Below are 21,933 nucleotides of genomic sequence, written 5' to 3'. Positions count from 1 at the left end.
GGGTCGTCACGGCCGACGGGATGCTGTGCGCAGGGCGGTCGGCCGCTCACCCGGGGTGACAATGAGGCGAGCTTCACGCACCGCACGCGGCGAGGCGCCGTGACAGACGCACGCCGGACACCACGCACCGAGGGCCGGAACCCTTTCGGATTCCGGCCCTCGGCCTTCAGTAGCGGGGACAGGATTTGAACCTGCGACCTCTGGGTTATGAGCCCAGCGAGCTACCGAGCTGCTCCACCCCGCGTCGTTGAAACCAGTGTACGCCATCCGCGGGACCCGAAGCACACGCGTTGTTCCTGGCCACGCACGCGGCCCGGAACGGGGGTCTCAGCCGAGCAGGTGACGGTTGGGCGCCTGGGCCCGCTCCTCGTACTCCGGGAGTACGGCCACGGCGGCGCCCTCCGTCGCCAGCAACCCGCTCCCGTCGGCCCCCGTGACGAAGGTGTCCGGCTCCCGCCAGGCCGTCACCACCCGCCGCACCCCCGCGTCGAGGATCAGCCGGGCGCAGGGCGCCGGGCGGGAGGCGCGCAGGGCGCAGGGCTCGAGGCTGCTGTAGACCGTGGCGCCGGCCAGCCTCGGGTCGGACGCGTCGAGCTTGGCGAGCGCCGCCTCCTCCGCGTGGACGACCGGGTCGCCGCCCTCCCGCGAGTGGCCGCGCGCGAGCTCCGTGCCGTCGGCCGCCACGACCACGGCGCCCACGCTGAACGCGGTGCTCGACGGCGGGCACCGCTGTGCCAGCTCGCAGGCCAGGGCCAGCCAGTGCCGGTCGGCGGCGGAGGGGACGTCTCCGGTGCCGGGGGCGGTGGGCTCGTACCGCATGAGGACGACGTCCTCGATCCGCCGGGTCTCCACGAGACGCAGCCGTCCGCCCTGGTAGGCGCCGGGGCCGAACAGCCGGGGCGCGTCCGGGGTGCCCACGAACAGGGGGGCCAGGACCAGCTGGAGTTCGTCGGCGAGGCCCTGCTGGAGCAGCTGTGTGTGGATCCGCCCGCCCCCCTCGACCATGAGGCGCCGGACGCCGCGCGCCTCGTACAGGTGCTCCAGGAGGCGGCGCCAGTCGATGTCGGGGCCCAGGGCGACGACGTCGGCGGCGACGGGCGCCCGGCGGAGGTGTTCGGCGCCCTTGTCGGTCGTACAGACGAGCTTCTCGCCGCCCGTGTGCCAGAAGTTGGCGGCCGGGTCGAGGTCGCCGGAGCCGCTGACCGTGACCTTGAGCGGGTAGGCGGGGCGGCCGGCGGCGACGCGGGCGGCCCGGCGGTCGGGCGAGTTGACCAGGAGCCGGGGGTTGTCGGCGCGGATGGTGCCGGCGCCGACGAGGATCGCGTCGACGGAGGCGCGCACCTCGTCGACCCGGTCGAAGTCGGCCGGGCTGGAGAGCAGGAGGCGCTCGGGGCCGGTGTCGTCCAGGTAGCCGTCGAGGGAGACGGCGGCGGACAGCAGGACGTACGGGTGGGGCATCGGGCGCGCTCCCCGGCTGGGTGGGACGGACGGTGACGGGCTGCTCTTGGTTCAAGTTTGAAACAAAACTACACTGGGGGTATGACGACCCGCTGGCTCACCCCCGAGGAGCAGCGCGCCTGGCGCGCGTACATCGCCGCGACGCACCTCCTGGAGGACGCGATCGACCGGCAGCTCCAGCAGGACGCCGGCATGCCCCATCTCTACTACTCCATTCTCGCCAACCTCTCCGAGGCGCCGGAGCGCCGGCTGCGCATGACCGATCTCGCCGAGCGGTCGAAGATCACGCGCAGTCGGCTGACGTACGCGGTGACCCGCCTGGAGAAGGACGGCCTGGTCCGGCGCGAGAACTGCCGGTGGGACAAGCGGGGCAGTGTCGCCGCGCTGACCGACGAGGGGATGACCGTCCTGGAGCGTACGGCGCCCGGGCACGTCGCGACGGTGCGGTCGCTGCTGTTCGACCGGCTCACCGAGGAGCAGGTGGGGCAGTTGGAGGAGATCTGCACGGGCATCGCGCGGACGCTGGAGGGGGACGGGGAGCACCCGGCGGCCGACGAGGTGCCGTGGCGGCGGCGGTCCTCGCCACCCTGTCCCTGATCTCCGGCTCACCGCCCGCCCGCGGTTCGTGACTCCCGTCCCGGCTGCCGCCGAACCTGTTGCTTCAAATTTAAAGCATGAGGTAGGGTCCCGGACCATGGATCTGCTTCAAATCTGAAGCAGATCTGGACCTCCGGACCCGGGAGAACCCGCATGCCCGACTTCCCCGCCGCCACGTCACGCTCCCGCGTCCGGGTACCGCTGCGCTTCCACGACGGCTACGCCGTCGATGCCGAAGTGGTCACCTTCCACGGCCTCACCGACGGCCGGGAACATCTCGCGGTCGTCCTCGGCGACCCCGGCCCCGTTCCACTGGTCCGGCTGCACTCCGAGTGCCTGACCGGCGACGTCTTCGGCTCGGCCCGCTGCGACTGCGGCCCGCAGCTGCGCGAGGCGGTCGAGCGCATAGCCGACCGCGGCGGTGTCCTGCTCTACCTGCGCCAGGAGGGCCGGGACATCGGCCTCTACAACAAGCTCGACGCCTACGCCCTCCAGGACCAGGGCCTCGACACCTACGCCGCCAACACCGCGCTCGGCCTGCCCGAGGACGCCCGCGACTACACCGCGGCCGCCCAGATGCTCCGGGCGCTGGACGTCGGAACACTGGACCTGCTGTCCAACAACCCCGACAAGGCGAGCCAGTTGCGCGATCTCGGAGTGGAGGTCCGCGACCGCGTCCCCACCGGTGTCTTCACCACCGCCCACAACGTCCGCTACCTGCGCGCGAAGGTGCTCCAGACCCAGCACACGCTGCCGCTCGCGGAGTTGACGGGCCGGGCGGAGCTGAGCGCGCGCTGATGCCGCGCCGGCCTCCGGCCGGGCGTCACCGCGGGGTGTGCGCCAGATAGGCCAGGACGGCCAGGACCCTGCGGTGGCCGCTGTCGCTCGGCGGCAGGCCCAGCTTCAGGAAGACGTTGCCGATGTGCTTGCTGACCGCGCGTTCGGTCACCACGAGGGTCTTGGCGATCGTCGTGTTGTCGTGCCCCTCGGCCATCAGCTTCAGCACCTCCCGCTCGCGCGGGGTCAGCGAGTCGAGCGGTGTGTCCCGGCGGCGGGTGAGGAGCTCGGTGACGACCTCGGGGTCCAGCGCGGTGCCCCCGCCGGCGACCCGCTCCAGCGCGTCGAGGAACTCGTCGACCCGGCCCACCCGGTCCTTGAGCAGGTAGCCGATCCCGCTGGTGCCGCCGCTCAGCAGCTCGGCGGCGTACGACTCCTCGACGTACTGCGAGAGCACCAGCACCGGCAGTCCGGGGAGCTCCTGGCGGGCGACGAGTGCCGCGCGCAGTCCCTCGTCGCGGAAGCCCGGTGGCATCCGTACGTCGAGCACCGCCACGTCCGGACGGTGTTCGAGGAGGGCGGGCAGGATTTCGGGGCCGGTGCCCACCACGGCCACGACGTCGTGGCCCGAGGATCCCAGCAGCATCACGAGCCCCTCGCGCAGCAGGGCGTTGTCCTCGGCGATCACCACACGCACGGCAGCTCCACTTCGATCACGGTCGGGCCCCCGACCGGACTGGTCACGTCGAAGGTCCCGTCGAGCGCGGCGACACGGCGTCGCATGCCGAGCAGCCCGGAGCCCCGGCCCTCGTCGGCGCCGCCCCGGCCCTCGTCGCTCACCCGCACCCGCAAACCGCGCCGGAACCGGGCGAGTTGGACCTCGGCCCGGGGCGCGCCACTGTACTTGGCGGCGTTGGTCAGCGATTCGGCCACCACGAAGTAGGCGGCCGCCTCCACCGCGGCGGGCGCCCGCACCCCCTCGTCCAGACCGCCGTCCGCCACGGTCACCGCGAGGCCGCTGCTCGCCGCCAGCGCCCGTACGGCTCCGGCGAGACCGCGGTCGGTGAGGATCGGCGGGTGGATGCCACGGACGACGTGCCGCAGTTCGGTCAGTGCCTCCTCGGCCTGGTCCTGGGCGTCGTCCAGAAGCCTGCGGGCGGCCTCGGGGTCGTGGTCGTAGGCGCGCTTGGCGAGTCCGATCCGCATCGACAGGGCGACCAGCCGGGCCTGCGCGCCGTCGTGCAGATCGCGTTCGATCCGGCGCAGTTCGGCGCCGTGCGCGGCGATCGCGTCGGCCCGGGTCTCGGTCAGCTCCTCCACCCGCGCGGCGAGCCGCGCCTTCGGCGAGGGTTCCAGCAGGACGGTCGACCAGTGGGCCTCCAGGTCCGCGAGCCGGACGATCAGCGGCAGCACGACGGCGGGGCGGCGGAGCAGCCCGCACCACACGCCGTCGACGAGGAGCCCCACCGGCCACAGCGGCAGCGCGAGGAAGACCAGGGCGCCGTACACGTAGTAGGCGAGCATCCAGCGCACGTCGGTGAGCGTGCCGGGATCGCGAACGGCCGTGCGCAGCCGCTCCCGCAGCGGGCCGGTGATGCGCTGGTACGCCTCGGGCACCTCGCGCCCGGTCCAGGCCGCCGTCAGGCCTCGCTTGGCGCCGGCGATGCGCCGGATCAGCAGCACCGTCTCCGGCAGCATCCAGGCCCCGACGACCGCGAGCGTGCCGATGGCCGTGATCAGCAGCACGGTGATGAAGAGGTACATCCCGAACGCCATCGCCGCGGCCACCACGAGGTGGACCGTGGCCCACGCGGCCTGCCGCACCGACTTCCACATGGAGGCAACGCTAGGCGCCCGGACGGCGGGGCGCGGGGGAGGGGGCACCCGTACGAGGGTGTAGCGGGCTGCACCGCGCGGAGCACTGGGAACGTGTAGGGCCGTCGGCACGGCACCCCACGAACGACGCGGCGCCCGGCCCGGCCGAAGCCGGACCGGGCGCCGCACGGCAGATCGGAGGCACCGGCCTCCACCTGCGAGACGTAGGCCCTGTGGGACTCGAACCCACAACCAATGGATTAAAAGTCCACTGCTCTGCCAATTGAGCTAAGGGCCCAGGCGATGTTGCCTCCCCGAGCATAGCCGGAGCGGGCCGGGTCTCCGATCGGGTATCGGAGAGCCGGCCGCGCGAGTCGGGGGAAAGGGGGCGGGAGCGCCGGGAGTGTTACGGATCGACCGGTTCGGGGGCACCCTTGCGGCGCTCCTCGCGGGCGACCGTACGGGCGTGTTCGGGGTTGAGGAACCAGTGCCGGGCCGAGGCGTACCACCAGGCCGCGGCGAAGCCGAGGACGACCAGGACCGCGACGGGCGCGTAGTTGAAGGACTCCCAGGTGACCGGTGAGACCTGCGGCAGCATGAACAGGACGGTGATGACGCCGACCCACACCACCGAGACCACGCCGATCGCCCTGGACCAGCGGCCCAGGTGCCAGGGGCCGGGTACGAAGGCGTCTCCCTTGCGCAGCCGCAGAAGCGTCGGGATGACGTACGCGATGTAGAGGCCGATCACCGCGATCGACGTCACCGCCGCGTAGGCCGTGTAGTTGATGAGGTAGGGCAGGCCGAGGAGCAGTGCGGCCACCACGGCGAGCCACACCGCGGCCACGGGCGTCCGGGTGCGCGGGCTGACCGAGTGCCAGACGTGGGAGAAGGGGAGGGCGCCGTCGCGCGAGAAGGCGTAGATCATGCGGCTGTTGGCGGTGACCGACGCCATTCCGCAGAACAGCTGCGCGCCGATCACCACCAGCAGGAGCAGCTTGCCGGAGGTCGCGCCGAGCGCGTCGAGCAGGATCTGGGCGGGCGGCGCGCCGGTGGGCGACGCGAGCTGGTCGTCGTAGGACTGGATCGCGAAGGTGAAGCCCAGCAGGAGGACGAAGCCGGCGATCCAGGAGGTCCAGATGGATCTCACGATGCCCTTGGGTCCCGCGGTCGACGCGTCGTGGGTCTCCTCCGTCATGTGGGCCGAGGCGTCGTACCCGGTGAAGGTGTACTGGGCCATCAGCAGGCCGAGCAGCACCACGTAGAAACCGCTCCCCCAGCCGGTGTTGTTCACGAACTCGCCGAACACGAAGGACGCCGACTGGTGCTCGTCGGGGACGAAGGTCAGCGCGCCGACGATCACCGCGACGCCCAGTACGTGCCACCACACGCTCACGCTGTTGAGCAGGGCGACGATCCGCACCCCGAAGGTGTTCAGCACGCCGTGCAGGAGCAGGATGGCCGCGAACAGCAGCACGGTGCGGCCCGGGGTCACCTTGAAGTCGAACTGCAGGTTGAGGTAGGCGCCCAGGAAGGTGGCCGCCCCGAAGTCGATGCCGGCCGTCACCGCCACCTGGCCCAGGACGTTGAACCAGCCCGTGAACCACGCCCAGGCGGCGGCCGTTCGGGGCGGGGCCAGCCGGTGCGCCCAGAAGTAGAGACCGGCCGACGTCGGGTAGGCCGAACAGATCTCGGCCATCGACAGGCCGACGAACAGCGTCATCAGGCCGACCGCGACCCAGCCCCAGGTGATCACCGCGGGACCGCCGGTGTTCATGCCGAACAGATACAGCGTCAGGCAGCCGGACAGGACCGAGATGATCGTGAACGAGACCGCGTAGTTGGAGAACGCCGACATGCGGCGGGCGAGAACCTGCGTATAGCCGAGCTGGGCAAGCCGTTCTTCGTCCGTGAGCCCACTCGCTATGGCGTCATCTGTCATGCCCCCAGCGATTCCCATCCCGGGGGCGTGACACACGTCACAACTTGGCTAGAAAATGCCCTTGTACCCGTTCCAGCCCGTGGCGATCTTCTGACGAGCGGCGAACGACCCCTTGCCGGTACCGGTCTGGCGGTAGAGGTTGCCGGCCGTGTCCCGGGCGACCAGGTCGTTCCTGCCGTCCCCGGTGATGTCCCCGACGCCGACGACCGCGTTGTAGCCGGCACCCCAGCCGGAGAAGACCTTCACCCGCTCCTTCACCTGGCCCGACCCGGTGCCGTCGTAGCGCCACAGCGTCCCGGCCCTGTCCAGCGCCAGCACGTCCCCGAAGCCGTCGCCGTCGAGGTCACCCGCGCCGACGATCTTCTTGTACGTCGACCACGAGCGGATCTTGACTCCCGCCTTCAGCTTCCCCGCGCCGTCGTTGGCGAACAGGTAGACGTCACCCGTCGACGCCTTGCGCGCCAGCAGGTCGGTGCGGCCGTCGCCGGTCAGGTCGCCGGGGGCGGTGAGGACGTTGTACGCGTTCCAGCCGGTGCCAAGCGAGGTGTGGCTGCTCGCCGGCTTGTACGACACACCGCACTTGCCCGCGTAGCGGCGCAGTTCGCCGTTCGGCATGCGCGTCAGCATCTCGGCGCATCGGTCGCTGCCCATGTCGCCGAACGGCACCGCGACCGTGCCGGCCGGCCAGCCGGACGCCGACTGCTTGGAGTCGAAGGTGCCCTTGCCCTCGGTGTACTGCAGGGTCAGGGCGCCGGCGGAGTTGAGCGTGACGAGCTCTCCGTAGCCGTAGCCGCCCTGGTCGTGGTGGCCCTGCAGCCCGCCGGTCAGCCCCAGCTTGCCGCTGGTGCTGTACGTGCCCGCGCCCTCGGCCGCCCTGGCGGTCAGCGTCCAGGTGTAACGGCCGTTGTACGCGTACCCGCCCGCGTCGGTGTCGCCCTCCCAGGAGGCGTCGATCGCGGTTCCGACACCGGTGTGCGTGCGCACGGTCCGCCCCGCGGAGTCCTTCACCGTGAAGGTCCAGGAGGCCGGCTTGTTCAGTTGCCAGGAGCTGTGCCACGCGTCGTTCTTGGCGCTGACGGTGGTGTCGTCCACCTCGGACTCGACCTTGGCGAGCGACTGGCCGGGCACCCCGCTCCGCACGATCCGGATCGTGTGGTCCTGGTCGACGTAGGCGATGTCGCCGCCGAACTTGTCCACCGTCCAGGTCTGCCGCCGCTGGTCGGCCGTGTTCCCGGCCGGCAGGTCGGCGATCCCCCGCGCGGCCCCGGCCGTCCCCGAGTGGTAGTCCGTCAGCATCAGCCGGCCGCCGGTCCGGTCGTGCTGGACGAGGTAGCCGTCGCCGACCAGCGCGGGACCGGACGGCACCGTGATGTTCTTCTTCGCCGTACGGTCGTACACGCCCGCGACGCCCGTGGGACCGCAGTTCCAGTAGACCCAACGGCCCACGACCTGGAGCTCCTTGACCGTGCAGGGCGCACCCGTGGAGACGGTCTGGACGGTCTTCTTCGCCTCCAGGTCGTACGCGGTCACCGTCCCGTTGCCCGAGCCCGGCGTCCACAGCGCCGCACCCCACACGGAGGCCGCGGTGGCGGTGCGGACCAGCCGCACGTCCTCGACGTAGTAGGGGCTGAGGGCATCGACGTACTGCTTGCCGGTGGAGGCCGCCTGGTAGACGTAGAAGCGGCCGGTGGCGTCCACGAACCTGCCGCCGGTTACCGCCGGTTCGCCCCAGTGGTAGGAGGTGGGCGAGTCCCAGACCTGCGCGCGCTCCTTGTCGTACTCGTCGACCTGGAAGTAGCCCACGTTCCCGTTGCCGGTGGAGCGCAGGGGCACACAGCCGCCGGCGTCGCACGGCTTCCGCTGAAGGTGCGTGCCGTCGGCGAAGGTTCCCGCGAAACCGCGGGTTGTCTGGTCCAGCACGGTGGAGCCGTCGGGCGAGATCTGTCGGCCGACCACGTACTGGTCGCCGTCCGGGCGGTGTTCCACGGTCGTCAGGAAGCCGCCCGCGTAGTCGATCCCCCACACGCCGTCCGTCGTGATCGGCGTCGGGGTGGTGTCCGCCGCCGCCGGGCCCGCGGTGGTCAGTGAGCCGGCGCCGAGGGCGGCCAGGCCGATGAGAGTGAGAGCGATCCGGGCACGCCGGGTCAAGGGTCCCTCCCCAGGGAAGTAAGAGAAGGCACGGTGGCAGGCCCGGTCGGATACCCCCTCGGCCACGCTCCACCGTGCGGCCAGGGGATGCTAACAACCGTCACACAGGTTCCGGTAGCGAAATCCCCTTCCCGGAAAGCGATTTCCCCGTCGCGCGGGTCCCTCCCCCAACGCCGGAAGGGCCCGTACGACCGGAGTCGTACGGGCCCTTCCGGGATCAGATCAGCAGGCGACGTCAGCCGTTGCGCTTCCAGCGCGGCTTGTCGTCGCGGCGGCCGAACGAACCGGTGGAGGTGCCGGTGCCGCCACGGTGGTCGTCACGACGGCCGGTCGGGCGGTCGTGGCCGCCGGAGCGGAAGCCGCCGCCGGTGGGGCGGTCGCCCTGACGGTCGCGGTTGAAGGGACGGTCGCTGCCCCGGTGGGTGGACGGACGGTCGTCACGACGGTCACGGCTGAAACCGCCCGAGGGACGGTCGTCGCGGCGGAAGCCACCCGAGGGACGGTCGTCACGACGGTCACGGTCGAAGCCGCCCGAGGGACGGTCGTCACGACGGTCACGGTTGAAACCGCCCGAGGGACGGTCGTCGCGGCGGAAGCCGCCGGAGGGACGCTCGTCACGACGGTCGCGGTTGAAGCCACCACCGGAGGGACGGTCGTCGCGACGGTCACGGTTGAAGCCACCGCCCGAGGAACGGTCGTCACGACGCTCGAAGGAACGGCCACCACGGTCGTCGCGGCGGTCGTCACGGCGGAAGCCGCCACGGTCGCCGTCACGACGGTCACGGTTGAAGCCACCGCGGTCGTTGTTGTCACGACGCTCGAAGGAACGGCCACCACGGTCGTCACGGCGCTCGTAGTTGCCCCGCTCGTCACGGCGCTGACGCGGCTGCTCGTACGCGGGCTGCTCGGAGACCACGGCCTCGGCAGCCGCCTCCGCCACGGCGTCCTGCTCCACGACCGCCTCGGCGGCCGCGACGACAGCCGCCTCCGGGTCCTCGCCGCGCTCACGCGCCGCCCGCGCGACCAGACGGTCGGCGTCCGCACGCAGCTCGGTCGCGCGCCGCTGCGCCCGCTCGAGCTCCTTCGTGAGCTGCGAGACCTCGCGCTCGGCCTGCTGCGCCGCGTTGCCCGCCGACTCGGCCTGCACCTCGGTCATCGACCGGGCACCGGTGATCTCGGCGACCTCCGGCTCGAACGCCGTACCGGAGTTGATGATGTGACGCGCGGCGTCGACGCCCGCGTCCTCCATCAGCCGGAAGATCTGGCGACGCTGGTGCGGAAGCGACAGCGACACGACGGTGCCGGAGCGGCCCGCACGCGCCGTACGGCCGGAACGGTGCAGGTAGTCCTTGTGGTCACCGGCCGGGTCCACGTTCAGGACCAGGTCGATGCCGTCGACGTGGATACCGCGGGCGGCGACGTCGGTCGCGACGAGCGCGTTGACGTAGCCCTCCTTGAAGTCCGCCAGCGTCCGCGTCCGCGCGCCCTGCGTCATACCGCCGTGCAGCGCGTCGGCCTTCACACCGGAGTCGCGCAGCTGCTCGGCGATACGGTCGGCGCCCAGCTGGGTGCGGACGAAGATGATCGTGCGGCCCTTGCGGGAGGCGATCGCGGCGGTGACCGGCGCCTTGTCCTTGGGCTTCACGATGAGGATGTGGTGCGACATGGTCGTGACGTTGCCCTGGGCGCTGTCGACCTCGTGCGTGACCGGGTTGGTCAGGTAGCGCTTGACCAGCGTGGAGATCTCGTTCTCCATCGTGGCCGAGAACAGCATGCGCTGGCCGCCGCCGGGGATCTGGTCGAGCAGCTCGGTGACCTCGGGCAGGAAGCCCAGGTCGGACATCTGGTCGGCCTCGTCGAGCACGGCCACCTGGACGTTCGCCAGCGAGCAGGCGCCGCGGTTGATGATGTCGCGCAGGCGGCCCGGGGTGGCGACGAGGACGTCGACGCCGCGCTCCAGGGCGTAGATCTGGTTGCCCATCGACGTACCGCCGCAGACGACCTTCATCTTCAGGCCGAGGACGTCGCCGTAGGGCTGGAGGGCATCCGCGACCTGCATCGCGAGCTCACGCGTCGGCGTGAGGATGATGCCGCGGGGCTTCTTCTTCTCGGTGTGGCCACCGGAGAGCTGCGTGAGCAGCGGCAGACCGAAGGAGAGGGTCTTGCCGGAGCCGGTGCGGCCGCGGCCGAGGATGTCCTTGCCGGCCAGGGCGTCCGGGATGGTCGCGGCCTGGATCGGGAAGGGGGCGGTCACGCCGTTCTGGGCGAGCTTGCGCACCACGCCCTCGGGAAGACCGAGGTCCGAGAAGGTGATCTCGGGGGTCGCGGTCGTCTCGTCGTTCTCGCCGTTCTCGGGCACGACGACGTGATCAGTACTGGAAATGGACATGCGAATGCGAAACCTTCCGGAGTCTCGTCGGCACGCGCCCGTCAACTCCGTGATTTCGCAATTCGACCGCCTCAATGCGGTCAGCCACGGCAAGGGAGAGTACGCGCCACGCGGCGCGCTCTTGTGCGGCGCCGGGCAATGGGATCAAACGATCTACCACCATACGCACCCGCCAACCCCGAAGGCAAACCGAAGGGCGTGGGCGGGACGTAGGTCACACCCCGGGCCGATGCCCCGGGCGCTTGTCGTTCCAACATAGGGCCACGCCTGACAATTCCCGCCGGTTTCACGACGTGATGTGTCCGACACGGTCTACGCCGGTGACCCCGCCGTCGGCGCCGGCTCCCGGTCCACCAGCTGCGGCCCCGTCTCCTCGTGCGCCGACGACGACGGCTCGGCGACCGTCGGCTCCGCCGAGACGGACGGTGCCGGTGGCGGAGACGGCTCGGGCTCCGGTTCCACCGGGGGCGTGGGAGTGGGCTGCGCCCTCGTCGGCAACGGCTCCCCCGGCGGCACCGGACGGCCCGGCGTGGCCACCGCGGAAGGGTGTTCACCGGCGGCCACCGACGCCGAGGCCGAGGCGGACGCCGACGCCCCCGGCTTCCCCGCGGCCTTCCCCCTCCCCCGCTTACCCTCGGCCGCGGCGGCCCCGAACCCCGCGGCCCCGCCCGGGCCGGCCTGCGCCCCGCCGGGCGCCTGACCGCCCCGCCGCCCGGCGGAGTGCGACGGCTTCGCGTCTCCGCCTCCCTCGTCCTGGCCGACACTCATGCAGCCGGCGGCGGCGGCGACGGCCATGACCGTGGCGGCCAGACGAACGGGAACGTACAAGGGGCGCACGGAAGCCACCTCCGGAGGCGGGCGGGTGAAGCAGTCGCCCGTCCAACTCCCGCCGCCCACAAGAGGACACGCGCCCCGCTTCCGAGAGGCTCGTTCGCGCCGGCACCGGCGCCTCAGCCGTACCGCCGTCGCCTCAGCCGTATCGCCGACGCTTCATCCGTAGCGCGGGCGCCTCAGCCGTACCACCGACGCTTCATCCGTAGCGCGGGCGCCTCAGCCGTACCCGAGAGCGTGCAGCCGCGCGTCGTCGATCCCGAAGTGGTGGGCGATCTCGTGCACGACGGTCACCTCCGTCTCCGCGACGACCTCCTCCCGCGTCCCGCACATCCGCAGCGTCGGCCCCCGGTAGATGGTGATCCGGTCCGGCAGCACACCCGCGTACCACTCCCCCCGATCGGTGAGCGGAGTCCCCTCGTACAAGCCGAGGAGCCCCGGATCGTCCGCCGGCGGCTCGTCCTCGACGAACACCGCGACGTTGTCCATCAACCGCGTCAATTCCGGCGGAATCCGGTCCAACGCCTCGGCGACCAGTTCCTCGAACTCCTCGCGCGTCATCTCCAGCACCACCCCATTGTCCGGCACCGCGCCCGCACGGCACCCGACGAGACGCACCGGTTCCTCCCGCATGGCGACCCCCGGACTTGGGCATACGCGACCAATGGTCCGCGTCCCCGTCGCCGTCCGGAAAACCCGCCACGCCCTACGAAGGTCCCGTCGCACCGCCCGTCCCCAGCTCCCGGTCCTCGAACTCACCCCCCGGCCCCGCCCCTGGGCCCGCGGCCTGGGCCTGGTCGCCGTCGGCGTGCTGGGCGCGTGGCTGGGCCTGCTGATCGTCGGCAACGTACGGGTGCCGGTCGGCCCCATGAACACGACCATGACCCTGCGTCCCTCCCTCACCGGCGGCACGAAGATCAACATCTCACCGCTCGGCGCCCTCCAGCTCGACAGCCACCACGCGCCCGTCCGCCTCGACGTCAACGTCGACCAACTGGACCCCGTCCGCTCCCAGGCCCTGGTCGACCACCCCGAACGTCTCACCGGCCTCCAGGACGAGGTCAGCCGCGACGTCGAGCACGGCACGCTCGACCTGGCCCTGCGCTCCTGCGTCGCCGTCGTCTCCGGCGCCACCGCCCTCGGCCTCGCCGTCTACCGCCGCCCGCGCCGCGCGCTCGCCGCCGGCGGCCTCGCCCTCACCCTGCTGGGCGCCTCCGGAGCCTCCGCCTACGCGACCTGGAACCCCGAGTCCGTCCTCGAACCGAAGTTCTCCGGCCTGCTGTCCTCGGCGCCCTCGCTGGTCGGCAACGCCCGCAGCATCGTCACCGACTTCGACGTCTACCAGAAGGAGTTGGCCCGTCTGGTCACCAACGTGACCAAGCTCTACGACGTCACCTCCACCCTGCCCGCCTACCAGCCGGACCCGAACACGATCCGTGTCCTGCACGTCTCCGACATCCACCTGAACCCGGCGAGCTGGAAGATCATCGGCTCCCTCGTGGAGCAGTACGAGGTGAACGTGATCGTCGACTCCGGCGACACCATGGACCACGGCACGGCGGCCGAGAACGGCTTCCTCGACCCCATCGCCGACCTCGGCGCCCCCTACGTCTGGGTCCGCGGCAACCACGACTCGCTGACCACCCAGCGCTACCTGGAACGTATGAAGAACGTGCACGTCCTCGACGACGGCGACGCCGAGACGGTCGCCGGCCTGCGCTTCGCCGGCATCGGCGACCCCCAGTTCACCCCCGACCGCTCGACCGTCCCGGGTGCCGCCGCCACCCAGGAACTGGCGGGCGACCGGCTGGCCGCGGCTCTGCGTGCCCAGCGGTCCGCCGGCACCCCCGTGGACCTCGCCGTCGCCCACGAACCGTCGGCGGCCCGCCGGGTCGACGGCGAGGTCCCCATGGTGCTGGCCGGACACCTCCACCACGAGGAGACGGAACTCCTGAAGAAGGGCACCCGGCTGCGCGTCGAGGGCTCGACCGGCGGCAGCGGGCTGCGCGCGGTCGAGGGCAAGTACCCGGATCCGATCGAGGCGTCGATCCTCTACATGGACCGGGCCACCCACCGCCTCCAGGCCTGGGACGAGATCAAACTCGGCGGCCTGGGCCTGACGACGGCGGAGGTCAGCCGTCATCTCCCCGAGAAGAACCAGCCGTGAAGCGCCCCGCACTATCTGGTTTGGCCCGCATCCAGGCCACGTAGTACAGTCTGTTCGTGCCCAAGGGCGCCGGTCAGGGCTTGACCGTCCTGAACTTCCGTCGAAGTGAAGGAGAAGCGGAACCCCTCGGGGGGAAGCTAAGTCACATGCTTCTCACGTCCCCTCGGTTTCGGGAACGCGAAGACGAAGCAGAGCGGTATTGGCTTCTCGCCCTCATCGTCTAGCGGCCTAGGACGCCGCCCTTTCAAGGCGGTAGCACGGGTTCGAATCCCGTTGGGGGTACGCGGTACGGTGTGCGAGAGTGTTTCGCACACAACAGCTTGGTCCTGTGGAGCAGTTTGGAGTGCTCGCCACCCTGTCAAGGTGGAGGCCGCGGGTTCAAATCCCGTCAGGACCGCTGAGGCCTCGAAAGAGACCTCGTGGCTGGGTAGCTCAGTTGGTACGAGCGATCGCCTGAAAAGCGATAGGTCGCCGGTTCGACCCCGGCCCCAGCCACATCCCGAAGACCCCGTCCCTGTGGACGGGGTCTTCGTCTTCGTGCGTTCCGCTTGGCAGCGTTCCCGGGTGCCGCTACGTTCTGGCTGGTCGGCGTAGGGGTCAGGGGCGGGGAGACGATGGGTCGGGACAAGGCCGGGGCGGGTCAGGACGTCGAGCTGGAGAAGGTCCGCGCGCGGTACGGGTTACTCGCCGTGGTGCTGAGCAACCTGGCGATCTGCGGAGTGGCGGTCTTCGGGGTGTGGCGGCTCGACGGTGACAAGGCGGTGATCGTCGGTCTGCTGACCGCCGCGTTCACCGCGGTGAGCGGCATGACCACGGCCTACCTCGGCATCAAGGCGGTCTCCAACACGGCCCGGTCCATCGCGTTGGGCGACGGCATCAGGCGTGAGGCGGCCCCCGCACCGGTGCAGGCACCGGCACCCACACCCACACCCCCCGGCGAACCGGTACCGGCGCCCGCGCCCCCGGCCCCCCGCAGCCCCTGAGACGCCTCGCCGGGAGCCTTCCGAGCCCCGGCGGCAAAAGCGTTCGCCACGAATTTCCCCGGGATGAGATCCTGGATCGCGTATGTCTACGCACCCTGCCCCCGAAACCCCGGCCGCCCTCGGCGCCCTCGCCCCTCGCCTGACCGAGCTGTCCCTGCGCGACGCGCAACGGCTCGGGCGCAGGCTCGAAGGTGCGCGCAAGATCCGTAAGCCGGAGGCCCGTGCCGCCGTGCTGGCCGAGATCGAGGCGGAGGTCGAGCGGGGCGAGGCCCGGATGGGCCGACGGCGCGCCCGGGTGCCCGCCGTGACCTACCCCGAGCAGCTGCCTGTCAGCCAGAAGAAGGACGTGATCGCGGACGCCATCCGTGATCACCAGGTTGTCATCGTGGCCGGTGAGACCGGGTCGGGCAAGACGACCCAGATCCCCAAGATCTGTCTCGAGCTGGGGCGTGGGGTGCGCGGCATGATCGGGCACACCCAGCCCCGCCGGATCGCGGCCCGTACCGTCGCCGAGCGGGTGGCGGAGGAGCTGGACACCCCGCTGGGGGAGGCCGTCGGCTGGAAGGTGCGGTTCACCGACCAGGTGAATCCGGAGGGCACCTTCGTCAAGCTCATGACGGACGGCATCCTGCTGGCCGAGATCCAGACCGACCGTGAGCTGCGCGCCTACGACACGATCATCATCGACGAGGCCCACGAGCGGTCCCTGAACATCGACTTCCTGCTCGGGTATCTCGCCCAGCTGCTGCCCAGGCGGCCGGATCTGAAGGTCGTCATCACCTCCGCGACCATCGACCCGGAGCGTTTCTCCCGGCATTTCGGCGAGGCGCCGATCGTCGAGGTCAGCGGCCGCACGTATCCGGTCGAGGTGCGTTACCGCCCGCTCCTGGAGGAGGAGGGCGACGACGCCGACCGCGACCAGATCACGGCGATCACCGATGCCGTGGAGGAACTGATGGGGGAGGGCAAGGGCGACATCCTGGTCTTCCTCTCCGGTGAGCGGGAGATCCGGGACACGGCCGACGCGCTGACCAGGAAGCAGTACCGGTTCACGGAGGTGCTGCCGCTGTACGCCCGGCTCTCGCACGCCGAGCAGCACCGGGTGTTCCAGCCGCACACCGGCCGCAGGATCGTTCTGGCGACCAACGTCGCGGAGACCTCGCTGACGGTTCCGGGCATCAAGTACGTCATCGACCCCGGCTTCGCCCGGATCTCCCGGTACAGCCACCGCACCAAGGTGCAGCGGCTGCCCATCGAGCCGGTCTCGCAGGCGAGCGCCAACCAGCGCAAGGGCCGCTGCGGCCGGCTGAGCGACGGTGTCTGCATCCGGCTCTACAGCGAGGACGACTTCCTCGCCCGCCCGGAGTTCACCGACGCGGAGATCCTGCGGACCAACCTCGCCTCCGTCATCCTGCAGATGACGGCGGCCGGCCTCGGCGAGATCGAGAAGTTCCCCTTCATCGACCCGCCGGACCACCGCAACATCCGCGACGGCGTCCAACTCCTCCAGGAGTTGGGTGCGTTGGACCCGGCGCAGAAGGACGTACGCAAGCGGCTCACGGACACCGGCCGCAAGCTGGCCCAGCTGCCCGTCGACCCCCGGCTGGCCCGTATGGTCCTGGAGGCCGACAAGAACGGCTGTGTGCGCGAGGTCATGGTGATAGCGGCCGCGCTGTCGATCCAGGACCCGCGGGAGCGTCCCGCCGACAAGCAGACGCAGGCCGATCAGCAGCACGCCCGGTTCAGGGACGAGACGAGTGACTTCCTCGCCTATCTCAACCTCTGGCGTTACGTCCGTGAGCAGCAGAAGGAGCGGGGCTCCTCGTCGTTCCGGCGCATGTGCAAGCAGGAGTACCTGAACTTCCTGCGCATTCGCGAATGGCAGGACATCTACTCGCAGTTGCGGACCGTGGCCAAGCAGATGGGCATCCATCTCGCGGAGGAGGACGCCCCGGCGGACCGGGTCCACGTCTCCCTCCTGGCCGGCCTGCTGTCGCACGTCGGCATGAAGGACGTGAAGGACGGCGCGAAGAACGACTATCTCGGCGCCCGGGGCGCCAAGTTCGCGATCTTCCCGGGCTCGGCCCTGTTCAAGAAGCCCCCGCGGTTCGTGATGTCGGCGGAGCTGGTGGAGACGTCCCGGCTGTGGGCCCGCGTCAACGCGAAGATCGAGCCCGAGTGGGTGGAGCCGCTGGCCGGCCATCTCCTCAAGCGGACGTACAGCGAGCCGCACTGGGAGAAGGACGAGGCGGCGGTGATGGCGTTCGAGAAGGTGACGCTGTACGGCGTGCCGATCATCGCCCAGCGCAAGGTGAACTACGGCCGGATCGACCCGGAGGCCAGCCGCGAGCTGTTCATCCGTAACGCGCTCGTCGAGGGCGACTGGCGTACCCACCACAAGTTCTTCGCGGACAACCGCAGACTCCTCAGCGAGGTCGAGGAGTTGGAGCACCGGGCGCGGCGCCGGGACATCGTGGTCGACGACGAGACGCTGTTCGACTTCTACGACCGGCGGGTGCCGGAGCAGGTGGTGTCGGGCGCCCACTTCGACTCGTGGTGGAAGCACCACCGGCACGAGCAGCCGGACTTCCTCGACTTCGAGCGGGAGATGCTCATCCGCGAGTCGGCGGAGGCGGTCACCAAGGCGGACTATCCGGACTCGTGGCGGCAGGGCCCGCTGAAGTTCCGCGTGACGTACCAGTTCGAGCCGGGCGCGGACGCGGACGGTGTCACCGTCCACATCCCGCTCCAGGTGCTGAACCAGGTCGTCGACGAGGGCTTCGACTGGCAGATTCCCGGGCTCAGGGAAGAGGTGGTCACGGAGCTGATCCGTTCCCTCCCGAAGCCGATCCGCCGCCACTACGTGCCGGCACCGAACTACGCGAAGCGGTTCCTGGACCGGTCGGTCCCGCTCCAGGAGCCGCTGACGGTGACGATGGCGCGAGAGCTGAAGCGGATGGTCGGTGTCCCCTTCACGGTGGACGACTTCGACTGGGCGAAGGTCCCGGAGCATCTGCGCATCACGTTCCGGATCGTCGACGAGCGGCGCCGCAAGATCGCCGAGGACAAGGACCTGGAGGCGCTGAAGCTCAGGCTGAAGCCGAAGGCGCGGCAGGCCCTCTCGCAGGCCGCGGCGGCGACGGCGGAGCGACAGGGCGGCGAGTCGCTGGAGCGCAGGGGGCTGACGGACTGGACGATCGGTTCCCTCACCCGCGTCTTCGAGACCCGTCGGGCCGGCCAGCCGGTGAAGGCCTACCCGGCGCTCGTCGACGACGGTGACACGGTGTCCGTACGGCTCTTCGACACCGAGGCCGAGCAGACGGAGGCGATGTGGAGAGGTACGCGGCGGCTGATCCTGCGCAACATTCCGGTCAATCCGGCGAAGTTCGCGTCCGAGAAGCTGACGAACGCCCAGAAGCTCGCGCTGTCCGCGAATCCGCACGGTTCCATCCAGGCGCTGTTCGACGACTGCGCGATGGCGGCGGCGGACAAGCTGATCGGGGACTTCGGCGGCCCGGCGTGGGACGAGGAGTCGTACCGCAAGCTGTTCGACAAGGTGCGGGCGGAGATCGTCGACACGACGGTTCGTACGGTGGGTCAGGTGCAGCAGGTGCTGGCCGCCTGGCAGGCCTGTGAGCGCCGTCTGAAGGCCTTCCGCAGCCCCTCCCTGCTGCCGAACCTGGCGGATGTCCGCAAGCAGTTGGACGCCCTGGTGAAGCCGGGGTTCGTGACGGCGGCGGGGTTGCGGCGGCTGCCGGACCTGATGCGCTATCTCGTGGCCGCGGACCGCCGGCTCCAGCAGATGCCGACCGGTGCCCAGCGGGACACCAGCCGCATGGAGAAGGTCCACGAGATGCAGGACGAGTACGCGTGGCTGCTGGAGCAGATGCCGCAGGGCCGCCCGGTCCCCTCGTCGGTGCTGGACATCCGCTGGATGATCGAGGAGCTGCGGGTCAGCTATTTCGCCCACGCGCTGGGCACGGCGTACCCGGTCTCCGACAAGCGGATCGTGAAGGCGATCGACGCGGCTGTCCCGTAACGGCGCTCCCACCCTGGGTGAGTTCGACCGGGGGCTCCCCCTCCTGTACAGTCTCTTCTCGCAGCACAGCGCAACATCAAGTGCCGCGAAACCTGGTCCTGTGGAGCAGTTTGGAGTGCTCGCCACCCTGTCAAGGTGGAGGCCGCGGGTTCAAATCCCGTCAGGACCGCAGACGAAGAAGGCCCGCCCCGGCAAGGGGCGGGCCTTCTTCGTGTTCCAGCTTCCCGGCCCTCTCCCCGGCCCCCTCCCCGGTCCTCTTCTCAGCCCTGAAGACGCCCGTCGGACCCGACGCCGTCTTGACGCCGTCCCGTTCGCTCGGTACCCAGGGACCAGGGCCCGTTCGTTCCCGTACGGCCCCGGAGGTGGCGCATGGCGGAGTCGGTCAGGCACGAGACGCGGGCACTGCTCCGCGCGCATCTGTCGGCTGCCTCCTCCTACGGCCACCTGACGCGTCACTGCCCCATCTGCCACCGTCTGCTGCGGCTGGCGCTGGACTCCGGCCCACGGGCCGCGCAGGCCCCGCAGCAGGCCCCGGAGGACGAGAGGGCGGCCACCGCGTGAGGGGCCAACCACGCCCAACACCCGTTCTCCGGTGGGATGCTGACGGTCAGGTCTCCCATAGCGCACCTGCCCCAGCGGCAACAAGCGGCTCGCCATGTGACGGGTGTCACCGCATGAGTTTCTGAAAGTGCGGTACTTACACCTCGCCTACAACTGGTCAATTTAATATGTGCAATTGCACCAGTCCGAAGGCGTTCCCCACAGGAGATCCGACACCCCTCCCCAGACTCCGACAAGGGCGCTCACAGACCTGTCGATCAGGCCACGTTCCGCGCACAAAAAAGATCGCGCTGGACCCGGCGGAGTCCAGCGCGATCTACGACGCACCCTGTGTGTTACTGGGAAAGCTTGGAAGAGCGTGGGCGTGGGGCCTGTTGGGGCAGGACCCGCGTCGCTTGGAGCTGCGGTTCCGGACGCCTCGACATGTTGGGGAACTGCCGGTTTGTCCGATTATTCAGTTGTTCAGGCTTCGCTGCGCTGCTGCGGGATGCCCGCGAGCAGAGCGCGGACTTCGGCTTCGCGGTACCGGCGGTGACCGCCGAGCGTACGAATCGAAGTCAGCTTGCCGGCCTTCGCCCACCGCGTGACCGTCTTGGGGTCGACACGGAACATGGTGGCGACCTCAGCCGGGGTCAGCAGCGGCTCGGCATCAGGGGTGCGAGCGGTCATGAGCGGCCTCCTCGGGAGAACCGAACCATCTCGGTTCTTTCCTCTAAATTCTGCACCTTGACCCGCGTTGCCCGAAATGGCGGACGCGAGTCGAGTCGGTTATAGGACGAACGGCTTGTCCTCGGCACTACAACTACACCATCCGTCCAGCCACGTCGGCCAAACCGATGGAATTGCCCTCCCAGGGGTTCATCCGCGACGGAAGCCGATGGACCATGCCATAGCGGACAGTCACGCCACTGTGACGATCAGTCACAGGGGCGATCAGGAGTCACCAGACCCCCCATAGCGTGCAATGCTGAGATTCCACCCATACATGGGCAGACAGAGTCTCCCCCGGACTCCTTGTCCTATTTTGGCATGAGGAGGGGCAAGCGGCGCAAGGGCCGCGTACGTGCGGTCCGTCACGCTTGGCAGTAATCGCCCGGATCGGGACCTACGCCCCTTGTTGACGAAACCTCAGGAACCCCGGAACCCCGGTGCGAGGACAAAACCCCAAAACGGGCGTCAGGTCAAACGTCAGTTCGCCGACCGGCGGTCCCGCACCGACCGCCACCGCTCCACCAGCCGCCCGTACGCCTCACCCGCGGCCGCCCCGTCGCCCTGCCGCAGCGCCTCGATGCCCTCGGCCACGTCCGTCGCCGAATGGTCCTCGGCGAGCTCTTCGGCCGGCAGCACGTGCACCAGGCCGCCGTAGTCCAGCTCCACCAGCGAGCGCGGGTGGAACTCCTCCAGCCAGCGTCCGACATCGACCAGGCCGTCGATCAGCGGCCCCTCGTCGATGGCCTCCTTGAGCGTCCGCAGCGCCCGCGCCACCCGCCGCCGGGCCTGCACCATCGGCGTCCGGTAGCGCAGCACCGGCGCCTCGCCGCCCTCGTCGCCCGAGCCCTTCCCGACTTCCCGCTCACCGTCGGAGACCAGCACGAACCAGTGCAGCGGCACCTGCCAGGTCGCGGTACGGATCCAGGGGCGGGCGTCCGGGTTGCGGATCAGCCAGCGCTCGTAGTCCTTGGCGGCCTGCCCACGGACGACCGGGGGCAGCACCGCGTCCAGGACCGGCGCCGGCAGCTCCTCGCCCAGCTCGCCCAGGGCCTGCCAGCCGCGCAGCCGGGTGCGCCAGGGGCACACGCACACCACCCCGTCGACCTCGAGCACGAACGCGTCGCCGCTCTCGTGCACCGGCACCGGTACCGGCGGGGTGGGCAGCAGGTCGGTCAGGGAGCGGCGCAGCTCGTCCTGGTACGAGGGGCGGTCTTCGCGGCGGGCGTAGCGCTCCCAGTGACCGCGCTCCGCTTCCGGGAAGGCGGCCAACGGCTCGTACACGCGCAGATAGGTCGCGTACGGGACGATCACCGAGGACACCTTGGGCACGCCTGCTCCCTCCCCCTCCCACCACCGGGAAAACCTCCGGACCCGCCGACTGACGGACGGGAAATCCATGCAAATCGTCGCACGGCCGTACTCCGGCAGGGGGTGATCCTGGGCACTGCGCGGTCCGCGGGCGCACCCAGGCTCTAATCTCATGGCCACAGGCCCCGCCACCCATACGGGAGCCCG

Annotated in this window: 16 protein-coding genes and 6 tRNA genes; 11 read left to right on the top strand and 11 right to left on the bottom strand. The window is 70.4% G+C overall.

Annotation, left to right across the window (positions count from 1 at the left end; translation table 11 throughout):
* Positions 1-170: 170 nt before the first annotated feature.
* Positions 171-244 (bottom strand) — tRNA-Met (locus OG985_RS24535).
* 83 nt (positions 245-327) lie between these two features.
* Positions 328-1,458: a dihydrofolate reductase family protein gene (locus OG985_RS24530; protein ID WP_371670479.1), complete on the bottom strand. Its 1,131-nt coding sequence runs from the start codon at positions 1,456-1,458 to the stop codon at positions 328-330.
* A gap of 81 nt (positions 1,459-1,539) precedes the next feature.
* On the opposite strand from OG985_RS24530, the gene OG985_RS24525 reads away from it, so the two are divergent.
* Positions 1,540-2,055 (top strand): MarR family winged helix-turn-helix transcriptional regulator, encoded by a 516-nt coding sequence (locus tag OG985_RS24525; RefSeq protein ID WP_371670478.1) that lies wholly within the window; start codon positions 1,540-1,542, stop codon positions 2,053-2,055.
* A 153-nt stretch (positions 2,056-2,208) separates the two neighbouring features.
* Positions 2,209-2,853 carry a GTP cyclohydrolase II gene (gene ribA / locus OG985_RS24520; protein ID WP_371670477.1) on the top strand — a complete coding sequence of 215 codons (645 nt, stop codon included), beginning with the start codon at positions 2,209-2,211 and terminating at the stop codon, positions 2,851-2,853.
* Between the two features lie 25 nt (positions 2,854-2,878).
* On the opposite strand, the gene OG985_RS24515 is transcribed toward ribA, so the two are convergent.
* The 6 genes from OG985_RS24515 to OG985_RS24490 all read right to left on the bottom strand — a co-directional run bounded on the left by OG985_RS24515 (position 2,879) and on the right by OG985_RS24490 (position 11,126).
* Positions 2,879-3,529: a LuxR C-terminal-related transcriptional regulator gene (locus OG985_RS24515; protein WP_371670476.1), complete on the bottom strand. Its 651-nt coding sequence runs from the start codon at positions 3,527-3,529 to the stop codon at positions 2,879-2,881.
* On the bottom strand, positions 3,517-4,668 hold the full coding sequence (locus OG985_RS24510) for a histidine kinase (protein ID WP_371670475.1): 1,152 nt from the start codon (positions 4,666-4,668) through the stop codon (positions 3,517-3,519). The genes OG985_RS24515 and OG985_RS24510 overlap by 13 nt, the downstream gene beginning before the upstream one ends.
* A gap of 204 nt (positions 4,669-4,872) precedes the next feature.
* Positions 4,873-4,945: transfer RNA gene (locus OG985_RS24505), tRNA-Lys, on the bottom strand.
* A gap of 108 nt (positions 4,946-5,053) precedes the next feature.
* Positions 5,054-6,589 carry an amino acid permease gene (locus OG985_RS24500; RefSeq protein ID WP_371670474.1) on the bottom strand — a complete coding sequence of 512 codons (1,536 nt, stop codon included), beginning with the start codon at positions 6,587-6,589 and terminating at the stop codon, positions 5,054-5,056.
* Positions 6,590-6,637: 48 nt separating this feature from the next.
* On the bottom strand, positions 6,638-8,737 hold the full coding sequence (locus tag OG985_RS24495) for an FG-GAP repeat domain-containing protein (protein ID WP_371670473.1): 2,100 nt from the start codon (positions 8,735-8,737) through the stop codon (positions 6,638-6,640).
* Positions 8,738-8,972: 235 nt separating this feature from the next.
* Positions 8,973-11,126 (bottom strand): DEAD/DEAH box helicase, encoded by a 2,154-nt coding sequence (locus OG985_RS24490; RefSeq protein WP_371670472.1) that lies wholly within the window; start codon positions 11,124-11,126, stop codon positions 8,973-8,975.
* Between the two features lie 298 nt (positions 11,127-11,424).
* On the opposite strand from OG985_RS24490, the gene OG985_RS24485 reads away from it, so the two are divergent.
* Positions 11,425-11,826, top strand: a complete 402-nt coding sequence (locus OG985_RS24485; protein WP_371670471.1) for a hypothetical protein — start codon at positions 11,425-11,427, stop codon at positions 11,824-11,826.
* 350 nt (positions 11,827-12,176) lie between these two features.
* On the opposite strand, the gene OG985_RS24480 is transcribed toward OG985_RS24485, so the two are convergent.
* Entirely contained in the window at positions 12,177-12,527 is a 351-nt protein-coding gene (locus tag OG985_RS24480) for a metallopeptidase family protein (protein WP_371670470.1), read from the bottom strand.
* A gap of 94 nt (positions 12,528-12,621) precedes the next feature.
* Between OG985_RS24480 and OG985_RS24475 the strand changes: the two genes are divergently transcribed.
* The 8 genes from OG985_RS24475 to OG985_RS24440 all read left to right on the top strand — a co-directional run bounded on the left by OG985_RS24475 (position 12,622) and on the right by OG985_RS24440 (position 19,707).
* Positions 12,622-14,124 carry a metallophosphoesterase gene (locus tag OG985_RS24475; protein WP_371670469.1) on the top strand — a complete coding sequence of 501 codons (1,503 nt, stop codon included), beginning with the start codon at positions 12,622-12,624 and terminating at the stop codon, positions 14,122-14,124.
* A 209-nt stretch (positions 14,125-14,333) separates the two neighbouring features.
* Positions 14,334-14,406, top strand: a tRNA-Glu gene (locus OG985_RS24470).
* Between the two features lie 40 nt (positions 14,407-14,446).
* Positions 14,447-14,521 (top strand) — tRNA-Asp (locus OG985_RS24465).
* Positions 14,522-14,545: 24 nt separating this feature from the next.
* Positions 14,546-14,619, top strand: a tRNA-Phe gene (locus tag OG985_RS24460).
* 119 nt (positions 14,620-14,738) lie between these two features.
* Positions 14,739-15,107, top strand: a complete 369-nt coding sequence (locus OG985_RS24455) for a hypothetical protein (RefSeq protein WP_371670468.1) — start codon at positions 14,739-14,741, stop codon at positions 15,105-15,107.
* Positions 15,108-15,189: 82 nt separating this feature from the next.
* Entirely contained in the window at positions 15,190-19,146 is a 3,957-nt protein-coding gene (gene hrpA, locus OG985_RS24450) for an ATP-dependent RNA helicase HrpA (protein WP_371670467.1), read from the top strand.
* Between the two features lie 94 nt (positions 19,147-19,240).
* Positions 19,241-19,315 (top strand) — tRNA-Asp (locus tag OG985_RS24445).
* A 200-nt stretch (positions 19,316-19,515) separates the two neighbouring features.
* A complete protein-coding gene (locus OG985_RS24440; RefSeq protein WP_371670466.1) occupies positions 19,516-19,707 on the top strand; it encodes a DUF6274 family protein in 192 nt (63 codons plus the stop codon).
* 462 nt (positions 19,708-20,169) lie between these two features.
* Here the strand turns inward: OG985_RS24440 and bldC are convergent, their stop codons facing one another.
* Positions 20,170-20,376, bottom strand: coding sequence for a developmental transcriptional regulator BldC (gene bldC, locus OG985_RS24435; RefSeq protein WP_003949541.1), 207 nt, complete (start codon positions 20,374-20,376; stop codon positions 20,170-20,172).
* 519 nt (positions 20,377-20,895) lie between these two features.
* On the bottom strand, positions 20,896-21,747 hold the full coding sequence (locus tag OG985_RS24430; RefSeq protein ID WP_371670465.1) for a hypothetical protein: 852 nt from the start codon (positions 21,745-21,747) through the stop codon (positions 20,896-20,898).
* Between the last annotated feature and the right edge of the window lie 186 nt (positions 21,748-21,933).

This window comes from Streptomyces sp. NBC_00289, from assembly GCF_041435115.1.
Classification (GTDB): domain Bacteria; phylum Actinomycetota; class Actinomycetes; order Streptomycetales; family Streptomycetaceae; genus Streptomyces.
This window is presented reverse-complemented; position numbering and strand designations above follow the sequence as displayed.

Bases quoted from the DNA above. Each gene is read 5' to 3' on its own strand.
- OG985_RS24530 (WP_371670479.1), bottom strand. From the start codon at position 1,458: ATGCCCCACCCGTACGTCCTGCTGTCCGCCGCCGTCTCCCTCGACGGC.
- OG985_RS24525 (WP_371670478.1), top strand. From the start codon at position 1,540: ATGACGACCCGCTGGCTCACCCCCGAGGAGCAGCGCGCCTGGCGCGCG.
- ribA (WP_371670477.1), top strand. From the start codon at position 2,209: ATGCCCGACTTCCCCGCCGCCACGTCACGCTCCCGCGTCCGGGTACCG.
- OG985_RS24510 (WP_371670475.1), bottom strand. From the start codon at position 4,668: ATGTGGAAGTCGGTGCGGCAGGCCGCGTGGGCCACGGTCCACCTCGTG.
- OG985_RS24500 (WP_371670474.1), bottom strand. From the start codon at position 6,589: ATGACAGATGACGCCATAGCGAGTGGGCTCACGGACGAAGAACGGCTT.
- OG985_RS24490 (WP_371670472.1), bottom strand. From the start codon at position 11,126: ATGTCCATTTCCAGTACTGATCACGTCGTCGTGCCCGAGAACGGCGAG.
- OG985_RS24475 (WP_371670469.1), top strand. From the start codon at position 12,622: ATGGTCCGCGTCCCCGTCGCCGTCCGGAAAACCCGCCACGCCCTACGA.
- OG985_RS24455 (WP_371670468.1), top strand. From the start codon at position 14,739: ATGGGTCGGGACAAGGCCGGGGCGGGTCAGGACGTCGAGCTGGAGAAG.
- hrpA (WP_371670467.1), top strand. From the start codon at position 15,190: ATGTCTACGCACCCTGCCCCCGAAACCCCGGCCGCCCTCGGCGCCCTC.
- OG985_RS24440 (WP_371670466.1), top strand. From the start codon at position 19,516: ATGGCGGAGTCGGTCAGGCACGAGACGCGGGCACTGCTCCGCGCGCAT.
- bldC (WP_003949541.1), bottom strand. From the start codon at position 20,376: ATGACCGCTCGCACCCCTGATGCCGAGCCGCTGCTGACCCCGGCTGAG.